Origin of the sequence: Labilibaculum antarcticum, assembly GCF_002356295.1 — a bacterium.
GTDB classification, from domain to species: domain Bacteria; phylum Bacteroidota; class Bacteroidia; order Bacteroidales; family Marinifilaceae; genus Labilibaculum; species Labilibaculum antarcticum.
On the sequence record NZ_AP018042.1, the window covers coordinates 1,632,952 to 1,654,254 of the forward strand.

Consider the following 21,303-nt stretch of genomic DNA (forward strand, 5'->3'; position numbering starts at 1 on the left):
AATGCAATAGGGCAACAATCGGCTTTTACAATTCTAATAATGGCATCGGGCACATTCCCTTCCTCCAATATCCGTAACTCTAACAGAGTCTCTTACACCAGTCGCCAATTCTTCGTGTAACTCTTTAAATCCATTGGAATAGTATCCATTGGCCTGAAAATCAACGGCAGTTTTATCGTGACAATCCAAACACCAACCCATTGATAAATCCTCTACCTGTCGAATAACATCCATTTCTTCTACAAAACCATGGCATTCCTGACATTCTCTTTTACCGACATTAGCATGCTGAGCATGACTGAAAAATACATGATCGGGTAACTGATGAATTCGAACCCATTCTACCGAAGTATTATTTTCTATGGCTGCGTGTATTTTATTGATTTCGAATTTTCCCGAATTGGTTCCTTCGCGCACAATCACGTGGCAGTTCATACAAAGATTTACATGAGGAATACCAGCAGATTTGCTTTCGTCGACTGTTGTATGGCAATATCTGCAATCAATTTTATTACCAGTAACATGCACTTTATGAGAAAACTTAATTGGCTGTGCTGGTTGGTAATTTTGTTTGCGACCTAAGGCCATTGCTCCATCAGCAAGCATATTTATTTGATATCCAAAGGCGAATACAAAAATTAATATCGGTATTAACTTGTACTTGATTTTCTTGGTGAAGATCAAATCGATTAAAGCCATGGTGATTAATGCACCCAAAAAGACAAATACCAATATATTATTGACCTTTGGTTTTGTTTCAAAGAGGGTATCCTCCTTTAACTGGGACAAATATGTTTTAATATATCCAAGTTCCTCATCCGAATAGGTATATCCGACATGAGACGCCTCCATCTTTTTACCCAATGGACTCATCAATACAGCTTTAAATTCTGCAATTGATTTATCGGCAAATGTTTTTGAAATATCTGTTGCGGAAGGATTCCAGTTCAGCGTATCGATATAATCGATATTGTGACAGGAAACACAAGATGTTACATCTGTTTTTATTCTGGTTAAGCCTTTAAAAAGTCGCTCACCCCGTTTCTCAGAATTCAAGAAGTAGTTAAAATGATGATCTACTGTTTTAGCAACATGCGTACTATCTGCCTCAATCGCAAAAAGGGCGGGTGGACTAAAAAACAAAAAAAGTATAATCAGGGCATTAAAAAATCCGTAGGGTTTACTCATAGAACAGGTATTTGGTACAGATTAAGCTTATATAATAGCCAATATTGAAAATACAAATCAAAATACGAAACCTTTCTCTACACCAAATCTTACTATTCTCTCTCTTTTCTTTAAAAGGCAGCCGAGCACACTTTTTCGTAACTTACTCGCTCTCTACCAAATATAATAATTTAAACGAATATTTCATATCCTTTCACTTAATGAAATGCAAATACAATCAACAATAGATCCGAACTTCCATTTCTTTTATTAATGTTTTCTAAGGATAGCTGATTAAAAAAAAATACCGAAAAGGTGTAATTCAGAAACAAATGAGAAAGTGAAGCTCAGAACTACGCTTTAAACCAAAAAAGGCATTCTCCTAGAAGAATGCCCTTGGTTATTTTGCGTGGAAACTATTCTATAATTCCCATCTCTACTGCAGCAACTTCAAACCCTATTTGATCATTAGCTTTGGACATTACTTCACTAGCTAATTCACCAGTAATAATAACTGCTCTATAATCATAATCCGCTTTTGCTAATTCTTCTTCTACATTCGCAAAAGTAAATAACTCTCTTTGCATATAAATTTTTTCTTGCCCACCAATCGTAAAAGACTCTGTTAAGAGATTACCCAACGATGTCTTGCTTGAACTTGGTAATAAAATTGCATGATCGTTTGCATCAATCCTATAAACCAAAACAACACCACTATCCAGAATATCATCAGTAATCTTATCATATAAAGAAATGCGTTCATCGTAAATGTATAATTTATCTTTTGCATCTGTCAAAATCCAAACATTCTCATAAATACTGAACACATATGATTTTACATTGGCATTTCCATCAGCACCTTTCAACTCTAAACCAGCTCCCCATCCTGTGGCTCCAATTACTAAACCTCTGTTGTTTTTAGGTCCATAAAGAATAGCTGTTTCCTTATCAAGGTAAAAATCACCATGCTCACCGTCTTCAGCTGTTGGTATGCCATCACCAGATAAAGTTGTAGCGCCATCAGTTCCATCTGCTCCGTCTTCCCCATTGGTACCGTTTGTTCCATTTGTACCCTTTAAAGAAAATCCATCTGTATCGGTCCAATTATCAGCATTTACTTTTGGCCCATACAACATTCCTGTTGCAACATCAAGATAGTAATCACTAACTGCACCAACTGTAGCTACAGGCTCACCTTCACCACTGAAAATAATACTACCATCGGTTCCTGCAGCTCCAACTGCTCCTGCTACACCTTGTTCTCCTTTATCACCTTTAGGACCTAATAATCCAGCTTCACCATCGTCACCACTGCATGATACCATCGAAATACTTAGCGCTAGAAAAGCGACTGCGAAAAAATAAAGTTTACTCGTTTTCATTTTTTTTGTAAATTTGAAATGATTAATAATTTGGAATTAAAAAGATCTTACATGATGTTTAATTCCTGTTAATTGTATACTTCCGGAGGCTGTAACCTCCGGATTTTTTTTTAATATGTATTTAGGCCTGCTGAAAGCAAGACCGCACCAATCAGAAGTGAAACTAAAAAAGACACTCCAATTACTAAAATCAAGCTAAGAATAAAGTAGTTTGTCTTTTTTTCCTCACTCACCATTGTTATTGGAACAAAACCGATATATAAAATATACAGGCCATATATTCCTGCAATTAGACCAAGAATGGAAAGACTTGGGAGAATGTAAAAAACTCCTGCTAGCCAAACTGGTGTATAAGAGTAGGCAACCAATTTAATTGCATTATTCAGACTTACCTGGGTATCGAAAGTCGCTGCTAACTTATGAATGCAGAAAGCACTAACAAAAACGCCTAAGAATGCTCCTACAAAAGCAAGTATTGCTTGATGAAGTCCCCAACTAAGAGAAGTGACTTTAAAATAACTGCCCAAGCCTATTAACCCATAACCAATGAATGATGCTATGGTAGGAATCAAAACCAATGGAAGCACATAGGACAGCAAAAAATCTTTACGATCTATTGGTTCACTACTAATTTTCACCCATGCTCCCTTAGGACTAATAAGAACCAGCTTTACTCTGTCAATTAAAAATTCAATATTTATCATGATTTCGAGATTTTAATTACGACTCTAACAGACTTTGTAAAATGCCTCCACTACTTTCCTTTTTACTATTTGAACCTCCTGTTGATAATTGACTAATTAGCTTGCGAATTGGCATGGACTGCAACCATACTTTTCCTGTTCCTTGCAGCGTAGCCAAGAATAAACCTTCGCCACCAAAAACCATCGATTTTAAATTTCCCGCCTGTTGAATACTAAAATCAATTCCTTCTTGAAAACCAACCACGCATCCGGTATCAACCCGCAATGTTTCGCCATTCAACTCATGTTCAATTAATGTGCCTCCTGCGTGAATAAAAGCATTTCCGTCTCCTTGCAATTTTTGAAGAATAAAACCTTCGCCTCCAAAGAAACCTGCACCCAATTTCTTGTTAAAATGCATACTTATCTTAGTTCCCAAAGCAGCACATAAAAACGCATCGCGCTGTACAATTACAGAACCGCCTAATTGCTCTAAATCAAGTGGAACAATTGTTCCCGGATATGGTGCAGCAAAAGCTACCTGACTTTTTCCCGATCCACGATGTGTGAAATGGGTAATAAATATTGACTCACCAGTAATTTTTCTGGATGCTGCCGAGAGTAATTTGCCAAAAAGTCCTTTGTCTGGTTCCGAACCATCTCCCATTTTGGCTATAAAATCAATCCCTTCTTTCATGTATAACATCGCTCCAGCCTCAGCTATAACTGTTTCATTTGGATCCAATTCAATCTCTACTAACTGAATATCGTGCCCTATAATTTTATAATCTATTTCGTGTGATTTCATGACTTCTGAATTTTAAATTTGTGACTATTAATTATTTCAGCCCCTTGAGCCTATAATCAAGGCCAAAACAAACAATCCAATCTTTTTAACAAATTGCCATAACATCAAGACTCCAATAAAACAAAAAAGTAAGGGGCCATAGGTAATCATATAAGTAAAAAAACTGGAACCAGGTTCGAGCAAGGAAGCATCAGGCAATTCCGGGTCATAATAGACCATAACCATACTTCCCTCCGAATATTTTTGCATATCCTTTTTTGCGTCCGACGCACTGCTACTGCTTCCATCGACAGTAGAAATTCTATTTCCAAAATATATTTTCCCCTCTACGGTATAAGTATAATTGATATCAGAAGCATACATTTTTGTACCGTCGCTTATGTGCGTATTGATATCAGCGGAAGTAACAATGCCCTCAACAGTAGGCCATGACTTAGAAGCTTCAGCCTCGGCAATTATGGTTTGACTTATGTTTTTATAAAAAAACCAACCTCCAACAATAAATGCGATTGCAAAAATAAATAATGCGATCGGTGAACTTTGCTTGTTTTCCATGATGTCTATTTATTTAAAAATTAAATTCATCCATTAGCTGAAGCATCTCTGCTTTAGTTTGAACAGAATTAGATATCAGAATAATATAGGTATCGTAATTTGAAAGTTCGACAATTAAAGAATTGACTTCATCATCCTCATCATCTTTCATTTTACCATACATACACTTTTTCCCACTATGAGTAAAGGTTTCAAAATTTCCTTCGTGGTCTGGATTCCCATTTTGACGGGAAGTTGCGGAGACTGCCAAATTGCCATTCATTCCTTTCATGAACATGGCACTATACGCCCCTTCAGAATTCATCACCATCAATTTTCGATAATTATCATAGCTAAATCCGTTCGCTATTTTCTGGAATTTCTCGTAAGGATACTTTACAGGCACTAAATCCATAGCTTCATCATCGCCATCATCATAAGCATCATCGTTAAAAGCATCACTCATTCCTCCAAACATTTCTTGCTGGTATTTATCCTGATCTTCATAATCGATACCAGAGGGAGGTGTGAATTTTGAACTTGACACAGAACTATTTTTGTCGAATTTAGTCGCCGTTTCGATCGCTTCAATGCCTAAGATTTTTGCTTCTGATTTTAATGTTACACCATCATAAATCCAACAGGTAGCTCCCATTAACTTCACTACTTCACATTGATTCCCTAAAACATATTCAGTACCAACAATCTCACCACCAAAAGATTCCAAAAGGTCTTTTCCCATCTTCTTTTTTTCTGCATCGGTCATATTATCAGTAATATCCTGAAAAGGAATTGTTCCTTTTTGCCCTGTATTTTCAATTAAGTTAGCAGACCAAAATTTTCCTCCTTTTATAATAGAGATATCATGTGTCTTTGTTTCACTTTTAAATCCAAACATCTTAGTCACACTAAGCGACTTGGTTTCGGTAAAAGATGAATTCCCATAGTTGTCCCACCAAACAGATTTGGTGCCAGTAGTATTTCCGCTGAGCTGATACTCAACATGCCCCGATTTGATGGCATATATTTGACTCTTTTGTTGAGAAATAGCAACATGAGTCATTAGCAAACAGGTTACTATCAGAATTAATTGTTTCATCAGTTAAAGGATTTGAATTAAATGTTCTGGCTTATTTGTAAGCTTTAAGAAAGAATGATTGAGAAAGATTTGATTAGAAAAACTTCCTGTTTGGGACTTTAATTATTAAGGTTGTTTGGTTGTAAAGTGAATTGGTTGAGTTGCCCAAACAGGAAGTTCTAACTAAATGTATGTAGTCAAATAGTTTTCTAGAAATGGTATAATACACCTACTCCTGCTGACAAATAATTGGCATTACCAATGGTATACTTTAAATCTGCATTGAAATACATTTTATCAGAAATAGCAAAACGACTTCCCACACCAATGTTTACACCAACATCGCTACCCGAAGCATCTAAATCGAAGCCTCCAAAATAGTCATCAAGCTCACTTCCTCCATCCATTTTAAATTTCCAGAAAGTAACATTTAAACCTCCAATGGCATAAAATGTATTTTTAGAATCTGCAGAAAAAACATAATGTGCATCAAAATCTAAGGTTGACCAGTTTACATTATTTTTCTTAAAATAATAAGTGAATGCAGGAGCAATTTCCCAAGTATCACTTGCTAAATAAACACCCTTAGCTTCAATACCCATAGTACTGATTTCGGTTGCATACTTAAGACCAGCTCCGGCCAAAATTTTTGAGTCTTGTGCTTGAGTTGTCAGGCTAAACAATACTGAAAGCACGGTAGCGAATACTAAAATTAACTTGTTTTTCATTTGATTACTTTTTACTAGTTATTAAAAAATTTAATTAAGGTTATAGAACTTCCACTTCGACATCTACCAAGGCTGTAATTTCAATATTGAAACTTACTGGTTGCTCGGTAACCGTACCCGTGATTAAAATTTCCAGGTTTTTATTCAGTAACAATGTATTTGCGATTGCATCCAATTGTTCTGTAGAGAAATTCACAAACAGAGATTGATTCAATGAGACAGTAGGGATGTCAAAATCGAAATTTAGATCAGGCACACTAATAGTTAAAGATTCTATTTCACCACTAGTAAGGTTCGTAATTTTACAGTTTACCGATGTTACATCAACAGCTTCCAGCTTGTTCAAATAATCTTTAATCTCTTCGATATCTGCAAATCCAAGATTAATGGTTTCTGAGAAAGGATATGTTTCGGCTATCTTTAAACTGGCTGATTCTACAGTATTTACAGTTACCAATGTATTCTTCGACAATTCGATATCGTAAAAATCTTTTGTCTTTAAATCGTTTACTTTATCGCAAGAAGTGAATCCAACCACCATAGCGAATAGAATAAATAGTGTTTTTTTCATAGCTTAATTATTTTCAATTATGTTATTTAATTCATAGATATAGTAATGACCAAACCGGCCCTCTTTGTCTTCAATTATTTTGGCATAAATTCCGGGCTTATCGTTAATCATCCATAGTTTATATTTTTCTTCGGAAGTCCCTAGCGACTCTATTACCATGCAATCGAAAACTCCTGATGGTGTTGTGAGCTTCTCTTCTCCAACTACTCGAAATGAATTGTCTCCTAATGGATACAGACGATTATAATAATTGAAATCCAACCTGTTAGGAGGTAATTCCGCATCATCAGGTAAGTTGTACCTGTCATATCCGTAAAAAATAAAATCGATACTTAAACTCTGCTCGTCTTTATCGGCAGTTACATCGGCAGTCAGTTTCTTAGTCTCAAAAACTTCTGTACCCTCAACTAATGTTGAGAAATTATATTCTAGCTGCTTCGTATTTACTAAAGACATCAGCATATCAAAAGGATCAGTCCAAGGCAATTTTCCCTCTTCCCCATCATACTTGTAATCTCCATTCTCATCGAAGAATTCGGCTTCCGTGAAATTCAATCTTTCAATTTTTTGAGAATTAGCCTCTGATTTATTCAGGACTACTTCTACTCCTGCATTTTCTAAAAGAAATTCTTTATCACTCAGTTTAAAAACTCTGTTTTTGCCACCAATTTTATCAATTCGGCCAACCAACAACAAGCTTTTCTCTTTTTGATTATAAATCCACATTCCACCTGTTCTACTTTCCATTCCGGGCTGTTTCTCAATCAATGTAAAACTATCCGGAGCTTCAAAATTCAATACTCTCGTCACATCAGCATTTGCATCATCAGTAAATTTCCACGTTCCGACAAGCCCCGATTCCAAATTATTCGCTGCAATTTCAGCCATATTTAATCGTGACAAAAACCATTTCTGATCCCCTTTGGTAAAATTGAATTGCTTCTGATTAAGACTTGTAATCATACAGTCGCCACCAAAATCTTTATCCATATTCGAGCTCATAATCATTTTCTCTTCTTTTTGATTATGCGACCATGAGCCTACATTAATTCCCTGCGTTATTATAGATCCATCGGTATTATAATCAATAATGATTAAAGGTTCATCGACCTTATCTCCCACTACTATTTTGGTAACTAACCAACTTCCACTTATTTTTGAATCCTGAGCATTTGTCACTTTTATCAGCGACAGCATTACGATAAGAATAATTGTTGCTTTTTTCATTTTTGATTGGGTTTAAATGGGTTACCTAATACTTTCATTATTTCATTGTAAGCATCTTGAATTTCACTCTCGCTAGCATCTGGCTTTTTAGCTTTTGCTTGTTTTCTGAAATCCTCGTAAGACATGAAATTTGATTCGTTATGAAGTTTTCCAAATTCCTTTTCGGCTTCTTTCAGCATTCTTTCCAATTCGGGTTTGGCTTCATCAAATTGCTTTTCAGCTTTTTTCAGTTCCTTATCCAATTGACTTTCCTGCTCTGGCTTGTTTGGTTTTCCACCTTCTTGTCCAATGGCATTGTCTGCATTGATGTATGCATTAATAAATTGAAAAGCATCCTCTTTGGTCAAACCACTTTTATCATTCTTCACCTCATCCATAACTCCCATTTCATTCAACATCTGATCAAAATCGACTTGATTGGGATCCTTCAAACTATCCTTTTCATCATACTTTAGAAAAAAATCAATCATTGGCTTGGCGGTATCAATCGATTTTTTATTTGCCTTTAGGTAAGCTTCCTGGATTTTATCCCCTTCGTCTTTCTTCTCCTCAATTTGGGCGGATAAAATACTACTCGTGAAAAGGCAAATCATTATGACTAAAACTTGTTTCATACCTTTATTTTTTCAAATGTTGAATAAAATACCCGTGTATTTATAACCATAAGTAGCTTACAAGCTATAAAGGTCTTGGTGAGGAAAATCTGGAAGCTCAAAGTAACTGTCGGCAACAGAAACATCAAATTTAATGCTTGTAGCTTCTTCAATAATGGTAATTCCAGCTAGACTACTAACCGATTTTAAAGTTAATCCCTTGTATATCCATTGCTTCACCCCAAGAAGTTCCCAAACTTCACAGTCGTAACCAAAAACTTCTTCATTGTCCAATTGTACTCCACCCAAGCTTATCATCGTCTCTCTTCCTGCTTCCAATGCATCTAAATCATTCTGACGCATGTAGTCAATTAAAGGATCCTCTTTGGTATAAATTATACCCGCAGCATAATCAACCACATAAATCTTCTCATTGTCAATTTTGGCAGCACTACGTGCATTGGTGGTTGTTGATTCCTCTATTCCTTCTGCATTAATGATGGTAAGCGTTTCCGATTTATCCTCAAAACGAATTTCAAGAGCTCCCCATTTTTTAAAATACAAATCACTGGTACCCGATCCATTCACATACGGACCCGAAATTGTGTGTACGTAATGAATCATTCCGCTTTCTACATTGTATCTTTTAATGTCTTTACTTGTTAAATCATCATCTTTATCGCAAGCAACAAATGCAGCAACAAAAAATAATATGCTTAGGTACTTTAGTGTGTTTTTCATGCTTCTGTTTTTTATTTATTATAATGTGTTTTAAATTCTTTTTGTTAGTTTGGAACTACATAGAAACCTGTATTTTCACTTTGAACAATTGTTGTGGATTTATCATCCGATCGGTTCAACCAAAAATCTTCTTCTGAACTGATCAAATCTTCAGTTTTTCCTTTATCTAAATCGCAGGTATAGGTTCCACCTATTTCCAAATGATCCGATTTACTATGTACCGAACCATTATCATCGTAGGTAACATATCTAACGGTAAGCTTATAATTGTCATTCTGATCAACATCTAGAACTTCCATTTTACCAAGATACCCGTCAGACGTACCATAAATTATTGTAGTTCCATTTTGCAAAACAACTCCTGATTGATTCGCTACTTCAATATTTCCACTTTGTAAGCTGTTCATTTTAGTATCAATTGTTTTTCGATCCAAAGAAGTAAACATTGATTTGTTGGATGAATTTGAATGAGAGGAAGCTGTTTTGCCTTCTGTTTTCACAAACTCTACTCTACGGTTATTTGCTTTTCCTTCTGGAGTACTGTTATTATCCAATGGCTTACTTTCACCATAACCTGCATAGCTTAATCGGTTCGATGAGATGCCCATTTGAATCAATTTCTCCATAACAACTTTTGCTCTAGCCTCAGACACTCTTTTGTTTGATGCATCATCGCCATCGCTATCGGTATGACCTTCGACACTAAAGTTTAGGCTTGGCTGTTTTTGTAATAGTTGATATATTTTATTGATTGGTCCCATCGACTCAGGCTTAAGACTAGCCTTGTTTACATCGAAGCGAATACCGTTGCAAATAATCTTTCCATCTTGTAGAACTCTATCGTAATACTTTACTCCTCCTTTTGCAATGCGAATATTTTTTAGAAACATATTTCCAGATCCAGCAGCTAATGTAATTCCCATTGGTTGACCTTCTAAATGAGGGATGTTTATTAAACGCTGATCCTCTAAATAAACTTTTAATTTTCCTTTGGTATAAGCAATTGAGATATGACGCCAACCAGCTATTTTATCGTAATTAGATCTTTCCTTATCTTTTAAAGAGCCTTCGATAGTTCCCATTTTAATTGTATTAACATACGTTACTATCTGAGAAATATTAGATCGACTTTGGTTTTTCCGATCATGAAATGTAAAGTAGTACCTTTCGTTATATTCGTTTGGATTAAAAAAGGCATCAAACTCTATAGTAAAAACCTCAGGTAAATAGTCTTCTTTGGCATTTTTTAAATAAGGAACAATACCTTTACTGTGCATGTTTCCGATATCGGTAATGAATGTTATTACAGGTTTCCCATCTACTTCTGCAATTTCAGCACCTCCTTGATATAAATCCCAACGACTTGGAAACTCACCATTTTCCTCTGTTACTGCAGGACCATCTTCAAAAATCACAACATCGCCAGGAACAAAATCGAATTTATTCCAAACTACATTTGGCGTATGAGCAACTTGTTCTTCAACTTCTCCCTGCTCATTACTATTATTCTGATTCTCTTGCTTATTGTTCTCTTCCGAATTGCTAACTTCCTTACTCGATTCTTGCTTCTTTTTCTTTTTCTTCTTCCCAAACAAGCTACCTAGTCCCTCTTCTATTTTATCGAAGCCTTTATCAACACCTTGCTCTATTTTATTATTAGCTCGACGAGTTCCTTGTTTCTTTACTACTTTTTCTGGCTCCACTACTTGAGCATCTACTAGGGTGATGCACAGTGACATTAATAATGTTATGAATATAAGCTTTTTCATGTGTCCCGTTTTTTTAGTTTCGAATACAATGTAAATGTATGGCAGGAATCAATCTCCAAATAGGAGTCATGTTCCAAAAACCTAAACACATGTTCTAAACCTTGATTACATGATCATTAACCTATTTTAATTTAATATTATCGCAAAAAGTTACATACATAACACGATTTTTATTCCAAGACGTGAAACATCATAATTAAACACAAGGATTTAATTAATATTAATCAATTCAATCTTTAAAAACCTACTAGTTATGTGCTTTACAGAAGAATACCACGTCTTCTTACCTTCAACAGACACAGATGTATTTTTGATAGTGAGGAGGAAAAAAAACAACTTGAGTATTACAAATGTTCCACTGGCTATTACAAATGTTCCACACATGCATTAATGCTTGATTATCAGAAAATTGCAGTACGAATAAAATAGAATACCCAGACATACATTATAAAAAATTATTGCCTTGAGTTTTGCAATAACATCATTTTTGGGATTTGAGTTTTTGAGATTGAGTCATTTTGAAGAAAACCAGGTAGTCTTCAATCAGTAATTATCCAGATCCTAAATCAAAAAAAAGCACCAATATATTATCAATTGATAATATATTGGTGCTTATCTAATTAGAATTAAATCTTAGTTGGAATGCTCTTTCATATATTCCGATGGCGTACAACCTTGAATCTCTTTAAAACATTTGGAGAAATACGAAGTATCATTAAAGCCTGTTGAGAAACAAACATCGCTAATCGTTACATTTGGCTTTAATAAAAATTCTGATGCCATTTTTATTCTTTGTGTTCTAATGAATGCTGTTGCAGATAAACCTGTTAATGCTTTTAATTTACGATGAAGCTGTGTTCGGCTCATTAAACTTACTTCACAAAACTGATCGACCGTAAAATCGGGATCAGGCAAATGTTTCTCCAAAACTTCCTGTAAAATTTTGGCAAACTTTTCTTCTTCCGACTGAAATACTATGCCTAACGGATTAATAACAAGTTCCTTTTGAAACTTCTTTTGCATTTCTCTTCGCGTGGCAATTAGTCTTTCAACCTTAACAATTAATGCTTGTGCATTAAATGGCTTCACAATGTAATCATCTGCCCCAGACTGAAGTCCCTCCAGTTCATTCACATCACCAACTTTAGCAGTCAATAAGATAATTGGTATATGATTGGTTTTCACATCTGCTTTTAAACAGGCACAAAGCTCAACGCCTCCTACTTTTGGCATCATCACATCAGAAATAATCAAATCAGGAATGTGATCAATAGCCATCTTAATTCCCATCTCACCATCTTCCGCTTCTAAAATTTTGTACTGATGAACAAAGTAAGTCTTAATGTATTTCCTCATGTCAAAGTTGTCCTCAACAATTAACAATACTGGTAATTCAGCAAATTTATCCTCATTTTCCAAATCTCCATTTATATCTAAATTTGCTTCATCAAGCTGTGTTTCCTTTATTTGAATAGGCAAAAGGGATATCTCGTTTGCCCTAAAATGATCTTTAGATGTTGGTAGCTGTAGCTCAAATTGAATAACTTGACTGTTTGAACAACTAATTTTTATAGGTGCGCGGTACAAAGTACAGAGTTCTTTCACTAATGAAAGACCAATTCCTGTTCCTTGCGTTTCATTTTCTCCGGCACGATAAAAACGATCAAAAATATGAGATAATTCTTCCTTTGTTAAAGTACATCCAGAATTACTTACCGTTATTTTTATATGATCCTCGAATCCATCGAGCTTCATTTCCACGTTCCCATTTCCAGGCACAAATTTAAATGCATTGGATAGTAAATTGGTAATTATTATTTCAACAATATTCGTATCGAACCAAACAACACTTGATTCATTTATCTCCAGCTTATAATTAATTTTCTTTTCGGTAGCTTGATAAGTAAACGAATTTGCAATCCCTTTTAGTAAGGTGGCTAAATCGCCTTGTTGCGCATTTATAGCAAAATGCCCTGCATCAATTTTAGAGAGATCCAATAATTGATCAACCAATGAAAGTAATCGTTCCGAATTACGCAAAATTAGTTTCATCTCTTCCTGCTCCTCTTTACTATGGCTTCTAGTTAAATGCTTTTCTACAGGGCCTTTTATTAATGTTAATGGTGTTCTAAATTCATGGGAAATACTACTGAAGAATTTCGATTTCATCTGATTAATACTCTGTAACTCACTCGAAACCTTTTGTTTGTTCTTGTATAGATAATAGAAAAATGCGGCCAATCCTCCAAAGAGCAATAGTAACACGCCAAACTGATTTCTTTGCATTTTTTTAGACTCTCCAATCAGCTGATTTCTTGCATTTAACAACTCTATCTGATGTGTTTTATTTTCCGATTGGTATTTAAATTCCAAATCATTCATTACACGATCTGATTCACTGTTGTATAACGAATCGGTATAATTTTTATGTAATAAGAGAGCATCACTTGCCTCTTGATATCTGCCGGTCGCATAATAGATTTCATACAAAACCTGATTCGCAAACATCAAATTGTCTATGGAATGAATTTCTTTTGAAATCAACCTTCCTTCCAGTAAATCCTTCTCCGCTTCCTTGTATCGTTTTAACTTCGAACAAACATTACCATGTTGAATTAGAATTGTACTTAAATAACGTTCATCCTCTTTTGTTCGTTGTAAATCAAGTGCTTTCTCAAAAAACACATATGCTTTTTCATACTCATTTTGAAACATTTGTACTTGCCCCAATAGTTGATAGCAAATTCCTTCCCCAATCGGGTTACCACGTAGCTTAGCCAGCTCCAACGATTTATTAATATATAAATTTGCCGAATCGGCTTCTTGCAAATAGAGATAAGCCTCTCCAACATTCCCATAACTAATCTCTAAATGATATTTATTGTCGCTACTTAAGCCATATTTTAAAGACTCTCGAAAATAAGACAGAGCCTTATCATACTCTTTTTGTACCAAATATATATTTCCTATTCCATTTTCGGCGATTGCCTTTCCATAAAAATTATTCGTGAATTTTGTTGTATTAATTGACGAAACAAAATAATTGAGCGCCTCTTCATTCCGATCCGTTTTTCGACAAACCACTCCTAATTCATTATAAATACGACCTAATTTATAGTGATCCTTTATTTTATGAGCAAAGGGCAAAGACTTAAAATAGTAATATTTAGCAGAATCGTAGCCATGTGTATATCGGTGATTTACTCCTATCCGATAATATATTTCGGCCAGACCAGTCGTATCTTCATCTGTTTTAATTTTATTCAAAAGCAAATGTAAATAAGATGGATATTCCTCCTTTAATAGTTTCCGGTTGAAGGAAACAAGACGAATAGCACTATCGGAATTTTCCATTTTCCCCTCAACCATCACGAGCTCATTTATGGCCGCTTTCAAACTATCCAAATCATTAAATCTGTTTTTTTTATAATCATCCTCAGCGTACACACCACTAATATGGAACGAGAACAATAATAAAATAATGAGTTGTTTTATCATATCAGAAATTATAGGTGTGGCTTAAACCAGCAGACATTTTAAACTACAATAAAATTAAATCAAATATTTAGCAGTGGCGATATTCTTTCACCAACACTATAAAATATTGTTTATAAGCGAAATTAAAACAAACTATGCATTCATGCAAATTTAAACAAGTTAACAAAACAATGTTATTTGTGCGATAAAGAAAATCAAGATAACCAGAAGTGACGATTAAACAACAACAATGACACGGAACTCGTGATTGAAGAAGCCGGACCAAATTTAGACCCATTTAAAATGAATATTATCCATCATTTAGTACCATCAATTTTAGGTAAACCTAAGCGACTATCCCATAATGAATCCATCTAAAATGAAATAATTATTCGTATCTTTACCACCCTTTACTAATAACATTTACCCGCTGATTATTTGGCAGGACAAAAGGATTTTACAATGGATTTTGAGAACATTAAAAAGAAACTAGAACAATATAAAGCGGAAGGAAAGAAGATGTTTACTACGTCCTCTTTTCAATCGCACAGTCTTGTTCTTCTTCATATTATTAGCCGAATAGACAATACAATACCAGTATATTCAATCAATACTGGATTTTTATTTCCTGAGACCATTCAATTTAAAGATCAAATAGCTAAAGAATTTGGATTGAACATTATCGATGCCAAATCTTCTATTCCAAAGGCACAACAAAAAGATGCAAAAGGAAATTTTCTTTTCACCTCAGATCCTGATTACTGTTGTTTTCTAAATAAGGTACAACCACTAGACGGTGTTTTAGCAGATCATGACGTATGGATTAATGGTGTTAGAGCCGATCAATCAGCCGTGCGTAAAGCTATGGAAATTGAACAGCCTGCGCCACACGACGTAATTCGTTTTCACCCAATGCTGGATTGGAGCAAACCGGAAATTTACAAATACATTAAAGAGCACAATCTTCCTCGTCATCCGCTGGAAGCAAAAGGTTACGACAGCATTGGCTGTGAGCCTTGTACACGCAAAATGACTCTGGGAGACGACAGATCGGCACGATGGTTTGGAATGAAAAAAACCGAATGTGGTTTAAATACCGATCTGGTGATTAAAAAAGATAAATAATAATTGCAGCTAATAACTCGAAATTAAAAACAGATAAAATGAGAGTCCTAATTACAGGTGGTGCCGGTTATATTGGTACCGAATTATGCATAAAATTGAATCAGAATCCTGAGGTAAAAGAGATTATTGTATTGGATAATTTGCATCAGGCCAATTTCAATCTGTTTTTACACTCCCAAATAAAACCGGGCAAACTAACCTTTGTTAAAGGTGAACTTTTGGATTCAAGAACTCTCGATAAAATACTGAAAAATGTAGATGTGGTTTATCATCTTGCATCTGAAGTTTCAGACAACGATAAGCTTCATCATCTTCACGAACAAGTTAATAACTGGGGAACTGCTGAGTTGGTTTATGCCATTGAAGAAAGTAATGTAAAACAATTGATTTACGTTAGTTCAACGGCTATTTACGGTTATTCTGATAATGAATTTGATGTTTACTCAATTCCTGAACCAACTACATCATTAGGAAGTTCTATTTTAAGAGGCGAACAACATGTTGAACGAATCATGTCTAAAGTAAACACTCAAATTATTCGTTTGGGAAATGTTTTTGGTTATGGTGTAAGTATGAACATGACAGGAATTCTGAACAGTTTAGTTTTCGATTCTCATTTTGTGGGACGTATTTCTATCCACGGAAGTGGAAACCAAAAACGCCCGTTTATTTCTTTGGAAAAAACCAGCAGTATACTGGCTAATCTTTTGGGTGGAAAATTAGATTCAGGTGTTTATAATTTGGCGGAATACAACAAATCAATCATGGATATAGTTGAGGTGATGCAAAAACAAAATCCTGACATGGAAATGATTTTCACCAACCAACATCTTGAGCTTCCACAGCAATTGGTAGCTCGCGATGAGCGAATTATGAAATTGTATAAAGGAGAGAAATTAGCTTTCGAAGAAGAATTGAAAATCCTGAAAGAGCATTTCGAGGCCTCGAGCATTTAATACCGATTTTTTTTCGCTCGCCATGAATCACTAATTATTAAAAATAGTATAAAATAGATTGGTTATTCACCAAATAAAAAAAGCTTGATTCAATATTGAATCAAGCTTTTTTTATTCTGCCAATACAGATCATCATTTAATTCTTTTGTAGAAAACTGTAGATTTTAAAGGATCTAAAGTTTCAGAACCTAATCCTATTGTATTGTCATCAATAAACTCAATCATAAATTCCTTGCTCGAATCCAATCCATAAGTCGAAAATAACCCGGCTCCAATCTTCTTTTCAGTCAATCGAAACTGAAAGTTTGAAGACCTTTGAATATTACTTACGAGAACATTCCCAGCTTCCAAAAATAAGTCAACGTATTTATTTGAGTTAATCTCTAGAACCTTACCTACAAAATTACCATTTTCGGTACGCTCAATAGATACTTTAATTCCATCTAACATCGAACGTCCTTTCAATTCCCAAACACCAACAAACTTATCATCCGATACTTTTCTCATGCCTTCAGTATCGCAATTCGTAAAAAGCAGAGCAAATGTTATCAGTAAAATATTTTTTAATAATATGTGGTAATATTTCATTCTTAATTTAGAATTGATAATTCATAATTCCTTTTCATTAAATCTTCTCGGTCAATTTCTTCACAAACCTATAATTGTTGAAGAATTCTTTGGCAATTACACGTATTAAGGTGTAAGTCGGAATAGCTAAAACCATTCCTAAAATACCTGCCATACTTCCGGCCATAATAATCACAATAAATATTTCAAGCGGATGTGCATTTACACTATTGGAATAAATAAGCGGCTGAAATAAAATATTATCGATGACCTGAACTGTCGCGAAAACAATTGCCATGTATCCTAAAAGTGGAAGGATTTCGGTGTAAAAATCAACATTTAAATTGGTTGCAATACCGATAATCATGCCAAAACAAGCTCCTATAATTGGCCCAATATAAGGAATTACGTTCATCATTCCGGCAAACAAACCAATAACAACGGCAGTCCCAAATGGTAAACCAACAATGGTTAAGCCGATCGTCACCATAAAACCAACCAATATCACTTCGAAAAATAATCCAACAAAATATCGCATCAGCAGATTTTTTATAGAATCCAAAACATGACGAACGCCGTCTTCGTTGCGAGCCGGAACCAGAAGCACTACTCCCTCACTAAACAAGCTGCTGTCTTTCAAGAAGAAAAAGGTAATAAATGAAATCGAAAATAAGGCAATAAAAGCATTCCCTAAAGTACCAACGAGCGAACCAAAAATATCAGAAACATCTGAAATCTTCACAAATGAGGTAATATTGTCGACCAATACGGCTTTTAAATCAAAGGATTCATTATCAGCGGAATATTTAGTAACCAAGGCCTCCAATTTTTGAATTGGCTCTTCGAGACTTCGCATAGCTGCATTCACGTCGATATTTGATAAATCTTGTGCTTGTGCGGCAATCATCGGAATAAATGTTCGAAAGAACATAACCATAACAAACCACAATAAAACAAGAGTTATCCCGGCCGAAAGAGCAGAAGGTACTTGCCAATTCTTAATTTTCAATCCGTTCATAAAATCGACAACCGGACGTCCAACAAAAGAAAGAACAACAGAAACTAAAACGTAGGCTACAATATTACTGAAATACCAAAATAGTAAGCCCAATAAGATTAATCCAAGAGCAACAATAAAATATTTTCCTTTTCCATTCATAGGTAGATGATAATTTTTGTCGGTTTTGTATCTAAATACAAATCAATATTACACTTTAAAAGTAAGTATTTTTATGGTATCAAGGATAAATAAAAAAAGGCTTTCTTTCGAAAGCCTTTTCATAATCTAGCACTAATTATATTTTTATTGGGTTGTCTACCTTTTGTTTCATCAAGGCAATATCCAAAACTTCCATAATTTCATTAACATAGTGAAATTTCAGGCCTTTTAAATAAATATCCTTAATCTCTTCAATGTCTTTTCTATTCTGATTACAAAGAATAATCTCTTTAATTCCGGCTCGTTTAGCCGCAAGGATCTTTTCTTTGATACCACCTACCGGCAATACTTTTCCTCGAAGCGTAATTTCACCAGTCATGGCTAAATTTTTCTTCACTTTACGTTGAGTAAAAATGGATGCCATTGCAGTAACCATCGTCACACCAGCCGAAGGACCATCTTTAGGAATCGCGCCTTCAGGAACGTGTACGTGAAGATTCCATTCCTCAAAAGATTCCTTTTTGATATTTAATTTATCGCAATGAGCTCTTAAATATTCCTGTGCTAATAAGGCTGATTCTTTCATTACATCACCCAAGTTACCAGTAAGAGTCAATTTCCCTTTGCCGGCAGATAAACTTGATTCGATGAATAAAATTTCTCCACCCACTGAAGTCCAGGCTAAGCCCGTAACGACACCTGCATATTCGTTCCCTTGATATTTATCCCGATTAAATATTGGTGAGCCTAAAAGCTCTTTCAAATCCTCAGGCTTAATATTAATATCGTACTCATCTTCCATTGCCACCTTACGCGCAACACGTCTCATCACCTTAGCAATTCGTTGATCCAATGCTCTCACACCCGACTCACGAGTATACTTATCGATAATTTCAGCAATTACTTCCTTCGAAAGTTTAATGTTCTTCGCTGTAATTCCATGATTCTCCATTTGCTTCGGAACCAAATGACTCTTGGCAATCTGAACTTTCTCCTCCTGAATGTAACCGCTAACGTCAATCATTTCCATACGATCGCGAAGGGGAGCTGAAATTGCACCCACATTATTAGCCGTTGCAACAAACATCACATTCGACAAATCGTAATCTACATCCAAAAAGTTATCATGAAACGCACTATTCTGTTCAGGATCCAGAACCTCAAGCAATGCAGAAGATGGATCTCCTCTAAAATCATTACTTACTTTATCAATCTCATCCAAAATAAAAACAGGATTAGAAGAACCAGCCTTTTTCATTCCCTGAATAATTCTTCCCGGCATTGCACCAATATATGTCTTTCTGTGACCCCGAATCTCTGACTCATCGTGCAAACCACCTAAGGACATTCTGACATATTTCCGATCCAAAGCTCTCGCAATTGATTTCCCCAAAGATGTTTTACCAACCCCCGGAGGTCCATACAAACACAAAATCGGTGATTTTAAATCCCCTTTCAGTTTTAATACAGCCAAATGCTCAATAATTCTGTCTTTTACTATTTCTAATCCAAAGTGATCCTCATCCAGAACTTTTTGAGCTCTTTTCAGATCAAAATTATCTTTGGTGTATTCGCTCCAAGGTAAATCCAGCAGTTCCTCTAAATAGTTTAACTGCACCGAATATTCTGCCGAGGCAGGATTCAAACGTTGAAGTTTATTCAATTCCTTTTCAAAAACTGCAGCAACTTCGTCGGTCCATTTTTTAGTTTGTGCCTTTTCTTCCAACTCCTCTGCATCCTGATCATTTTGACCACCGCCCAGTTCATCCTGAATGGTTTTCATTTGCTGGTGCAACAAATATTCTCTTTGCTGCTGATCCATATCAGTTTTCACCTTCGTCTGAATATCATCCTTTAACTCCAGCACCTGAACTTCACGAACCAATAATTCCAAAAGTTTCATTGCTCTTCCACCAATCTCATCAATCTCGAGCAATTTTTGCTTTTGATTGTGTTTGATCTCAGAATTACTTGAAATAAAATTGACTAAAAATGAAGATCCTTCAATATTCTTAATGGCAAAACTAGCCTCATTAGGAATGTGTGGAGACAGTTTAATCACTTTAACAGCCATATCCTTCACTGAAGAAATAAGAGCCTTAAACTCATTATCTTCATTCTCAGGACGAATATCTTTTAAAGTCTTTATTTTAGCAATGTGATAAGGTTCCTCTGAAATCATTTCCTGCAACTCAAACCTCTTCTTGCCCTGTAAAATAACTGTGGTAGAACCATCAGGCATTTCAAGGATTTTAATGATTTGTGCAACAGTTCCAATTTTATGTATGTCTTCAAAGCTTGGGTCTTCAACACTCAAATCCATTTGAGTGGCCGCACCAAGCATTCCTTTGTTACTATATACCTCACGAACTAATTTCAACGACTTTTCTCTTCCAACCGAAATTGGAATCACGACTCCAGGAAAAAGTACAGTATTTCGAAGAGGCAAAATCGGCAAACTATCAGGTACAACCAGTTCATCCAACGCACTTTCATCCTCATCAGTTATAATTGGAATAAAATCTGAATCCTCGTCCATCATATTCGTTAAGGCCATATCACTTATATTGATTTCTATCTTTCTACTCATTATTTTGCTTGTCATGTTCTAACTACTCACTATGAAGAAAACAAACTTTTATCATAGCTTAAATGACAAAATGTCTGTCTCTACCAAAATAAATTGGTCACTACTTACTAGGCAATAGCTATGCCAAAATAAAAAATGAGCTCTGTCA

At 35.2% G+C, this 21,303-nt stretch carries 18 protein-coding genes; 2 read left to right on the top strand and 16 right to left on the bottom strand.

Annotated features, from left to right (window positions below; genetic code table 11):
• Positions 1-33 precede the first annotated feature (33 nt).
• From ALGA_RS06300 to ALGA_RS06360, 13 genes are all read right to left on the bottom strand, one after another.
• The gene (locus ALGA_RS06300; protein ID WP_096428521.1) at positions 34-1,188 is read right to left on the bottom strand and encodes a cytochrome c3 family protein; all 1,155 of its coding nucleotides are present in this window, start codon (positions 1,186-1,188) and stop codon (positions 34-36) included.
• 395 nt (positions 1,189-1,583) lie between these two features.
• Positions 1,584-2,549: a hypothetical protein gene (locus ALGA_RS06305; RefSeq protein ID WP_096428522.1), complete on the bottom strand. Its 966-nt coding sequence runs from the start codon at positions 2,547-2,549 to the stop codon at positions 1,584-1,586.
• Between the two features lie 110 nt (positions 2,550-2,659).
• Complete coding sequence (locus ALGA_RS06310) at positions 2,660-3,253, bottom strand: Yip1 family protein (RefSeq protein ID WP_096428523.1); 594 nt, start codon at positions 3,251-3,253, stop codon at positions 2,660-2,662.
• Between the two features lie 16 nt (positions 3,254-3,269).
• Positions 3,270-4,040, bottom strand: coding sequence for a TIGR00266 family protein (locus ALGA_RS06315; RefSeq protein WP_096428524.1), 771 nt, complete (start codon positions 4,038-4,040; stop codon positions 3,270-3,272).
• Between the two features lie 36 nt (positions 4,041-4,076).
• Positions 4,077-4,595: a DUF3592 domain-containing protein gene (locus ALGA_RS06320; RefSeq protein ID WP_096428525.1), complete on the bottom strand. Its 519-nt coding sequence runs from the start codon at positions 4,593-4,595 to the stop codon at positions 4,077-4,079.
• Between the two features lie 13 nt (positions 4,596-4,608).
• The gene (locus tag ALGA_RS06325; protein ID WP_096428526.1) at positions 4,609-5,673 is read right to left on the bottom strand and encodes a hypothetical protein; all 1,065 of its coding nucleotides are present in this window, start codon (positions 5,671-5,673) and stop codon (positions 4,609-4,611) included.
• 188 nt (positions 5,674-5,861) lie between these two features.
• Positions 5,862-6,380 carry an outer membrane beta-barrel protein gene (locus tag ALGA_RS06330; RefSeq protein WP_096428527.1) on the bottom strand — a complete coding sequence of 173 codons (519 nt, stop codon included), beginning with the start codon at positions 6,378-6,380 and terminating at the stop codon, positions 5,862-5,864.
• Between the two features lie 40 nt (positions 6,381-6,420).
• Positions 6,421-6,951 (bottom strand): hypothetical protein, encoded by a 531-nt coding sequence (locus ALGA_RS06335; protein ID WP_096428528.1) that lies wholly within the window; start codon positions 6,949-6,951, stop codon positions 6,421-6,423.
• Positions 6,952-6,954: 3 nt separating this feature from the next.
• Positions 6,955-8,178, bottom strand: a complete 1,224-nt coding sequence (locus ALGA_RS06340) for a hypothetical protein (protein ID WP_096428529.1) — start codon at positions 8,176-8,178, stop codon at positions 6,955-6,957.
• On the bottom strand, positions 8,175-8,792 hold the full coding sequence (locus tag ALGA_RS06345) for a hypothetical protein (RefSeq protein ID WP_096428530.1): 618 nt from the start codon (positions 8,790-8,792) through the stop codon (positions 8,175-8,177). Before ALGA_RS06345 ends, ALGA_RS06340 begins: the two co-directional genes overlap by 4 nt.
• Before the next feature lie 57 nt (positions 8,793-8,849).
• The gene (locus ALGA_RS06350) at positions 8,850-9,512 is read right to left on the bottom strand and encodes a hypothetical protein (RefSeq protein ID WP_096428531.1); all 663 of its coding nucleotides are present in this window, start codon (positions 9,510-9,512) and stop codon (positions 8,850-8,852) included.
• A 44-nt stretch (positions 9,513-9,556) separates the two neighbouring features.
• A complete protein-coding gene (locus ALGA_RS06355) occupies positions 9,557-11,281 on the bottom strand; it encodes an OmpA family protein (RefSeq protein ID WP_096428532.1) in 1,725 nt (574 codons plus the stop codon).
• Positions 11,282-11,914: 633 nt separating this feature from the next.
• A complete protein-coding gene (locus ALGA_RS06360; protein ID WP_096428533.1) occupies positions 11,915-14,779 on the bottom strand; it encodes a tetratricopeptide repeat protein in 2,865 nt (954 codons plus the stop codon).
• A 441-nt stretch (positions 14,780-15,220) separates the two neighbouring features.
• Between ALGA_RS06360 and ALGA_RS06365 the strand changes: the two genes are divergently transcribed.
• Positions 15,221-15,883: a phosphoadenylyl-sulfate reductase gene (locus tag ALGA_RS06365; RefSeq protein ID WP_096428534.1), complete on the top strand. Its 663-nt coding sequence runs from the start codon at positions 15,221-15,223 to the stop codon at positions 15,881-15,883.
• A 38-nt stretch (positions 15,884-15,921) separates the two neighbouring features.
• Positions 15,922-16,839, top strand: coding sequence for an NAD-dependent epimerase/dehydratase family protein (locus ALGA_RS06370; protein ID WP_096428535.1), 918 nt, complete (start codon positions 15,922-15,924; stop codon positions 16,837-16,839).
• Between the two features lie 132 nt (positions 16,840-16,971).
• Here the strand turns inward: ALGA_RS06370 and ALGA_RS06375 are convergent, their stop codons facing one another.
• From ALGA_RS06375 to lon, 3 genes are all read right to left on the bottom strand, one after another.
• The gene (locus ALGA_RS06375; RefSeq protein ID WP_096428536.1) at positions 16,972-17,427 is read right to left on the bottom strand and encodes a hypothetical protein; all 456 of its coding nucleotides are present in this window, start codon (positions 17,425-17,427) and stop codon (positions 16,972-16,974) included.
• Between the two features lie 37 nt (positions 17,428-17,464).
• Entirely contained in the window at positions 17,465-18,565 is a 1,101-nt protein-coding gene (locus ALGA_RS06380) for an AI-2E family transporter (protein ID WP_096428537.1), read from the bottom strand.
• Positions 18,566-18,701: 136 nt separating this feature from the next.
• Positions 18,702-21,155 (bottom strand): endopeptidase La, encoded by a 2,454-nt coding sequence (lon, locus tag ALGA_RS06385; protein WP_173803994.1) that lies wholly within the window; start codon positions 21,153-21,155, stop codon positions 18,702-18,704.
• Between the last annotated feature and the right edge of the window lie 148 nt (positions 21,156-21,303).

Bases quoted from the DNA above. Each gene is read 5' to 3' on its own strand.
- ALGA_RS06315 (WP_096428524.1), bottom strand. From the start codon at position 4,040: ATGAAATCACACGAAATAGATTATAAAATTATAGGGCACGATATTCAG.
- ALGA_RS06305 (WP_096428522.1), bottom strand. From the start codon at position 2,549: ATGAAAACGAGTAAACTTTATTTTTTCGCAGTCGCTTTTCTAGCGCTA.
- ALGA_RS06355 (WP_096428532.1), bottom strand. From the start codon at position 11,281: ATGAAAAAGCTTATATTCATAACATTATTAATGTCACTGTGCATCACC.
- ALGA_RS06365 (WP_096428534.1), top strand. From the start codon at position 15,221: ATGGATTTTGAGAACATTAAAAAGAAACTAGAACAATATAAAGCGGAA.
- lon (WP_173803994.1), bottom strand. From the start codon at position 21,155: ATGAGTAGAAAGATAGAAATCAATATAAGTGATATGGCCTTAACGAAT.
- ALGA_RS06325 (WP_096428526.1), bottom strand. From the start codon at position 5,673: ATGAAACAATTAATTCTGATAGTAACCTGTTTGCTAATGACTCATGTT.
- ALGA_RS06345 (WP_096428530.1), bottom strand. From the start codon at position 8,792: ATGAAACAAGTTTTAGTCATAATGATTTGCCTTTTCACGAGTAGTATT.
- ALGA_RS06380 (WP_096428537.1), bottom strand. From the start codon at position 18,565: ATGAATGGAAAAGGAAAATATTTTATTGTTGCTCTTGGATTAATCTTA.
- ALGA_RS06300 (WP_096428521.1), bottom strand. From the start codon at position 1,188: ATGAGTAAACCCTACGGATTTTTTAATGCCCTGATTATACTTTTTTTG.
- ALGA_RS06375 (WP_096428536.1), bottom strand. From the start codon at position 17,427: ATGAAATATTACCACATATTATTAAAAAATATTTTACTGATAACATTT.
- ALGA_RS06350 (WP_096428531.1), bottom strand. From the start codon at position 9,512: ATGAAAAACACACTAAAGTACCTAAGCATATTATTTTTTGTTGCTGCA.
- ALGA_RS06335 (WP_096428528.1), bottom strand. From the start codon at position 6,951: ATGAAAAAAACACTATTTATTCTATTCGCTATGGTGGTTGGATTCACT.
- ALGA_RS06360 (WP_096428533.1), bottom strand. From the start codon at position 14,779: ATGATAAAACAACTCATTATTTTATTATTGTTCTCGTTCCATATTAGT.
- ALGA_RS06330 (WP_096428527.1), bottom strand. From the start codon at position 6,380: ATGAAAAACAAGTTAATTTTAGTATTCGCTACCGTGCTTTCAGTATTG.
- ALGA_RS06340 (WP_096428529.1), bottom strand. From the start codon at position 8,178: ATGAAAAAAGCAACAATTATTCTTATCGTAATGCTGTCGCTGATAAAA.
- ALGA_RS06320 (WP_096428525.1), bottom strand. From the start codon at position 4,595: ATGGAAAACAAGCAAAGTTCACCGATCGCATTATTTATTTTTGCAATC.
- ALGA_RS06310 (WP_096428523.1), bottom strand. From the start codon at position 3,253: ATGATAAATATTGAATTTTTAATTGACAGAGTAAAGCTGGTTCTTATT.
- ALGA_RS06370 (WP_096428535.1), top strand. From the start codon at position 15,922: ATGAGAGTCCTAATTACAGGTGGTGCCGGTTATATTGGTACCGAATTA.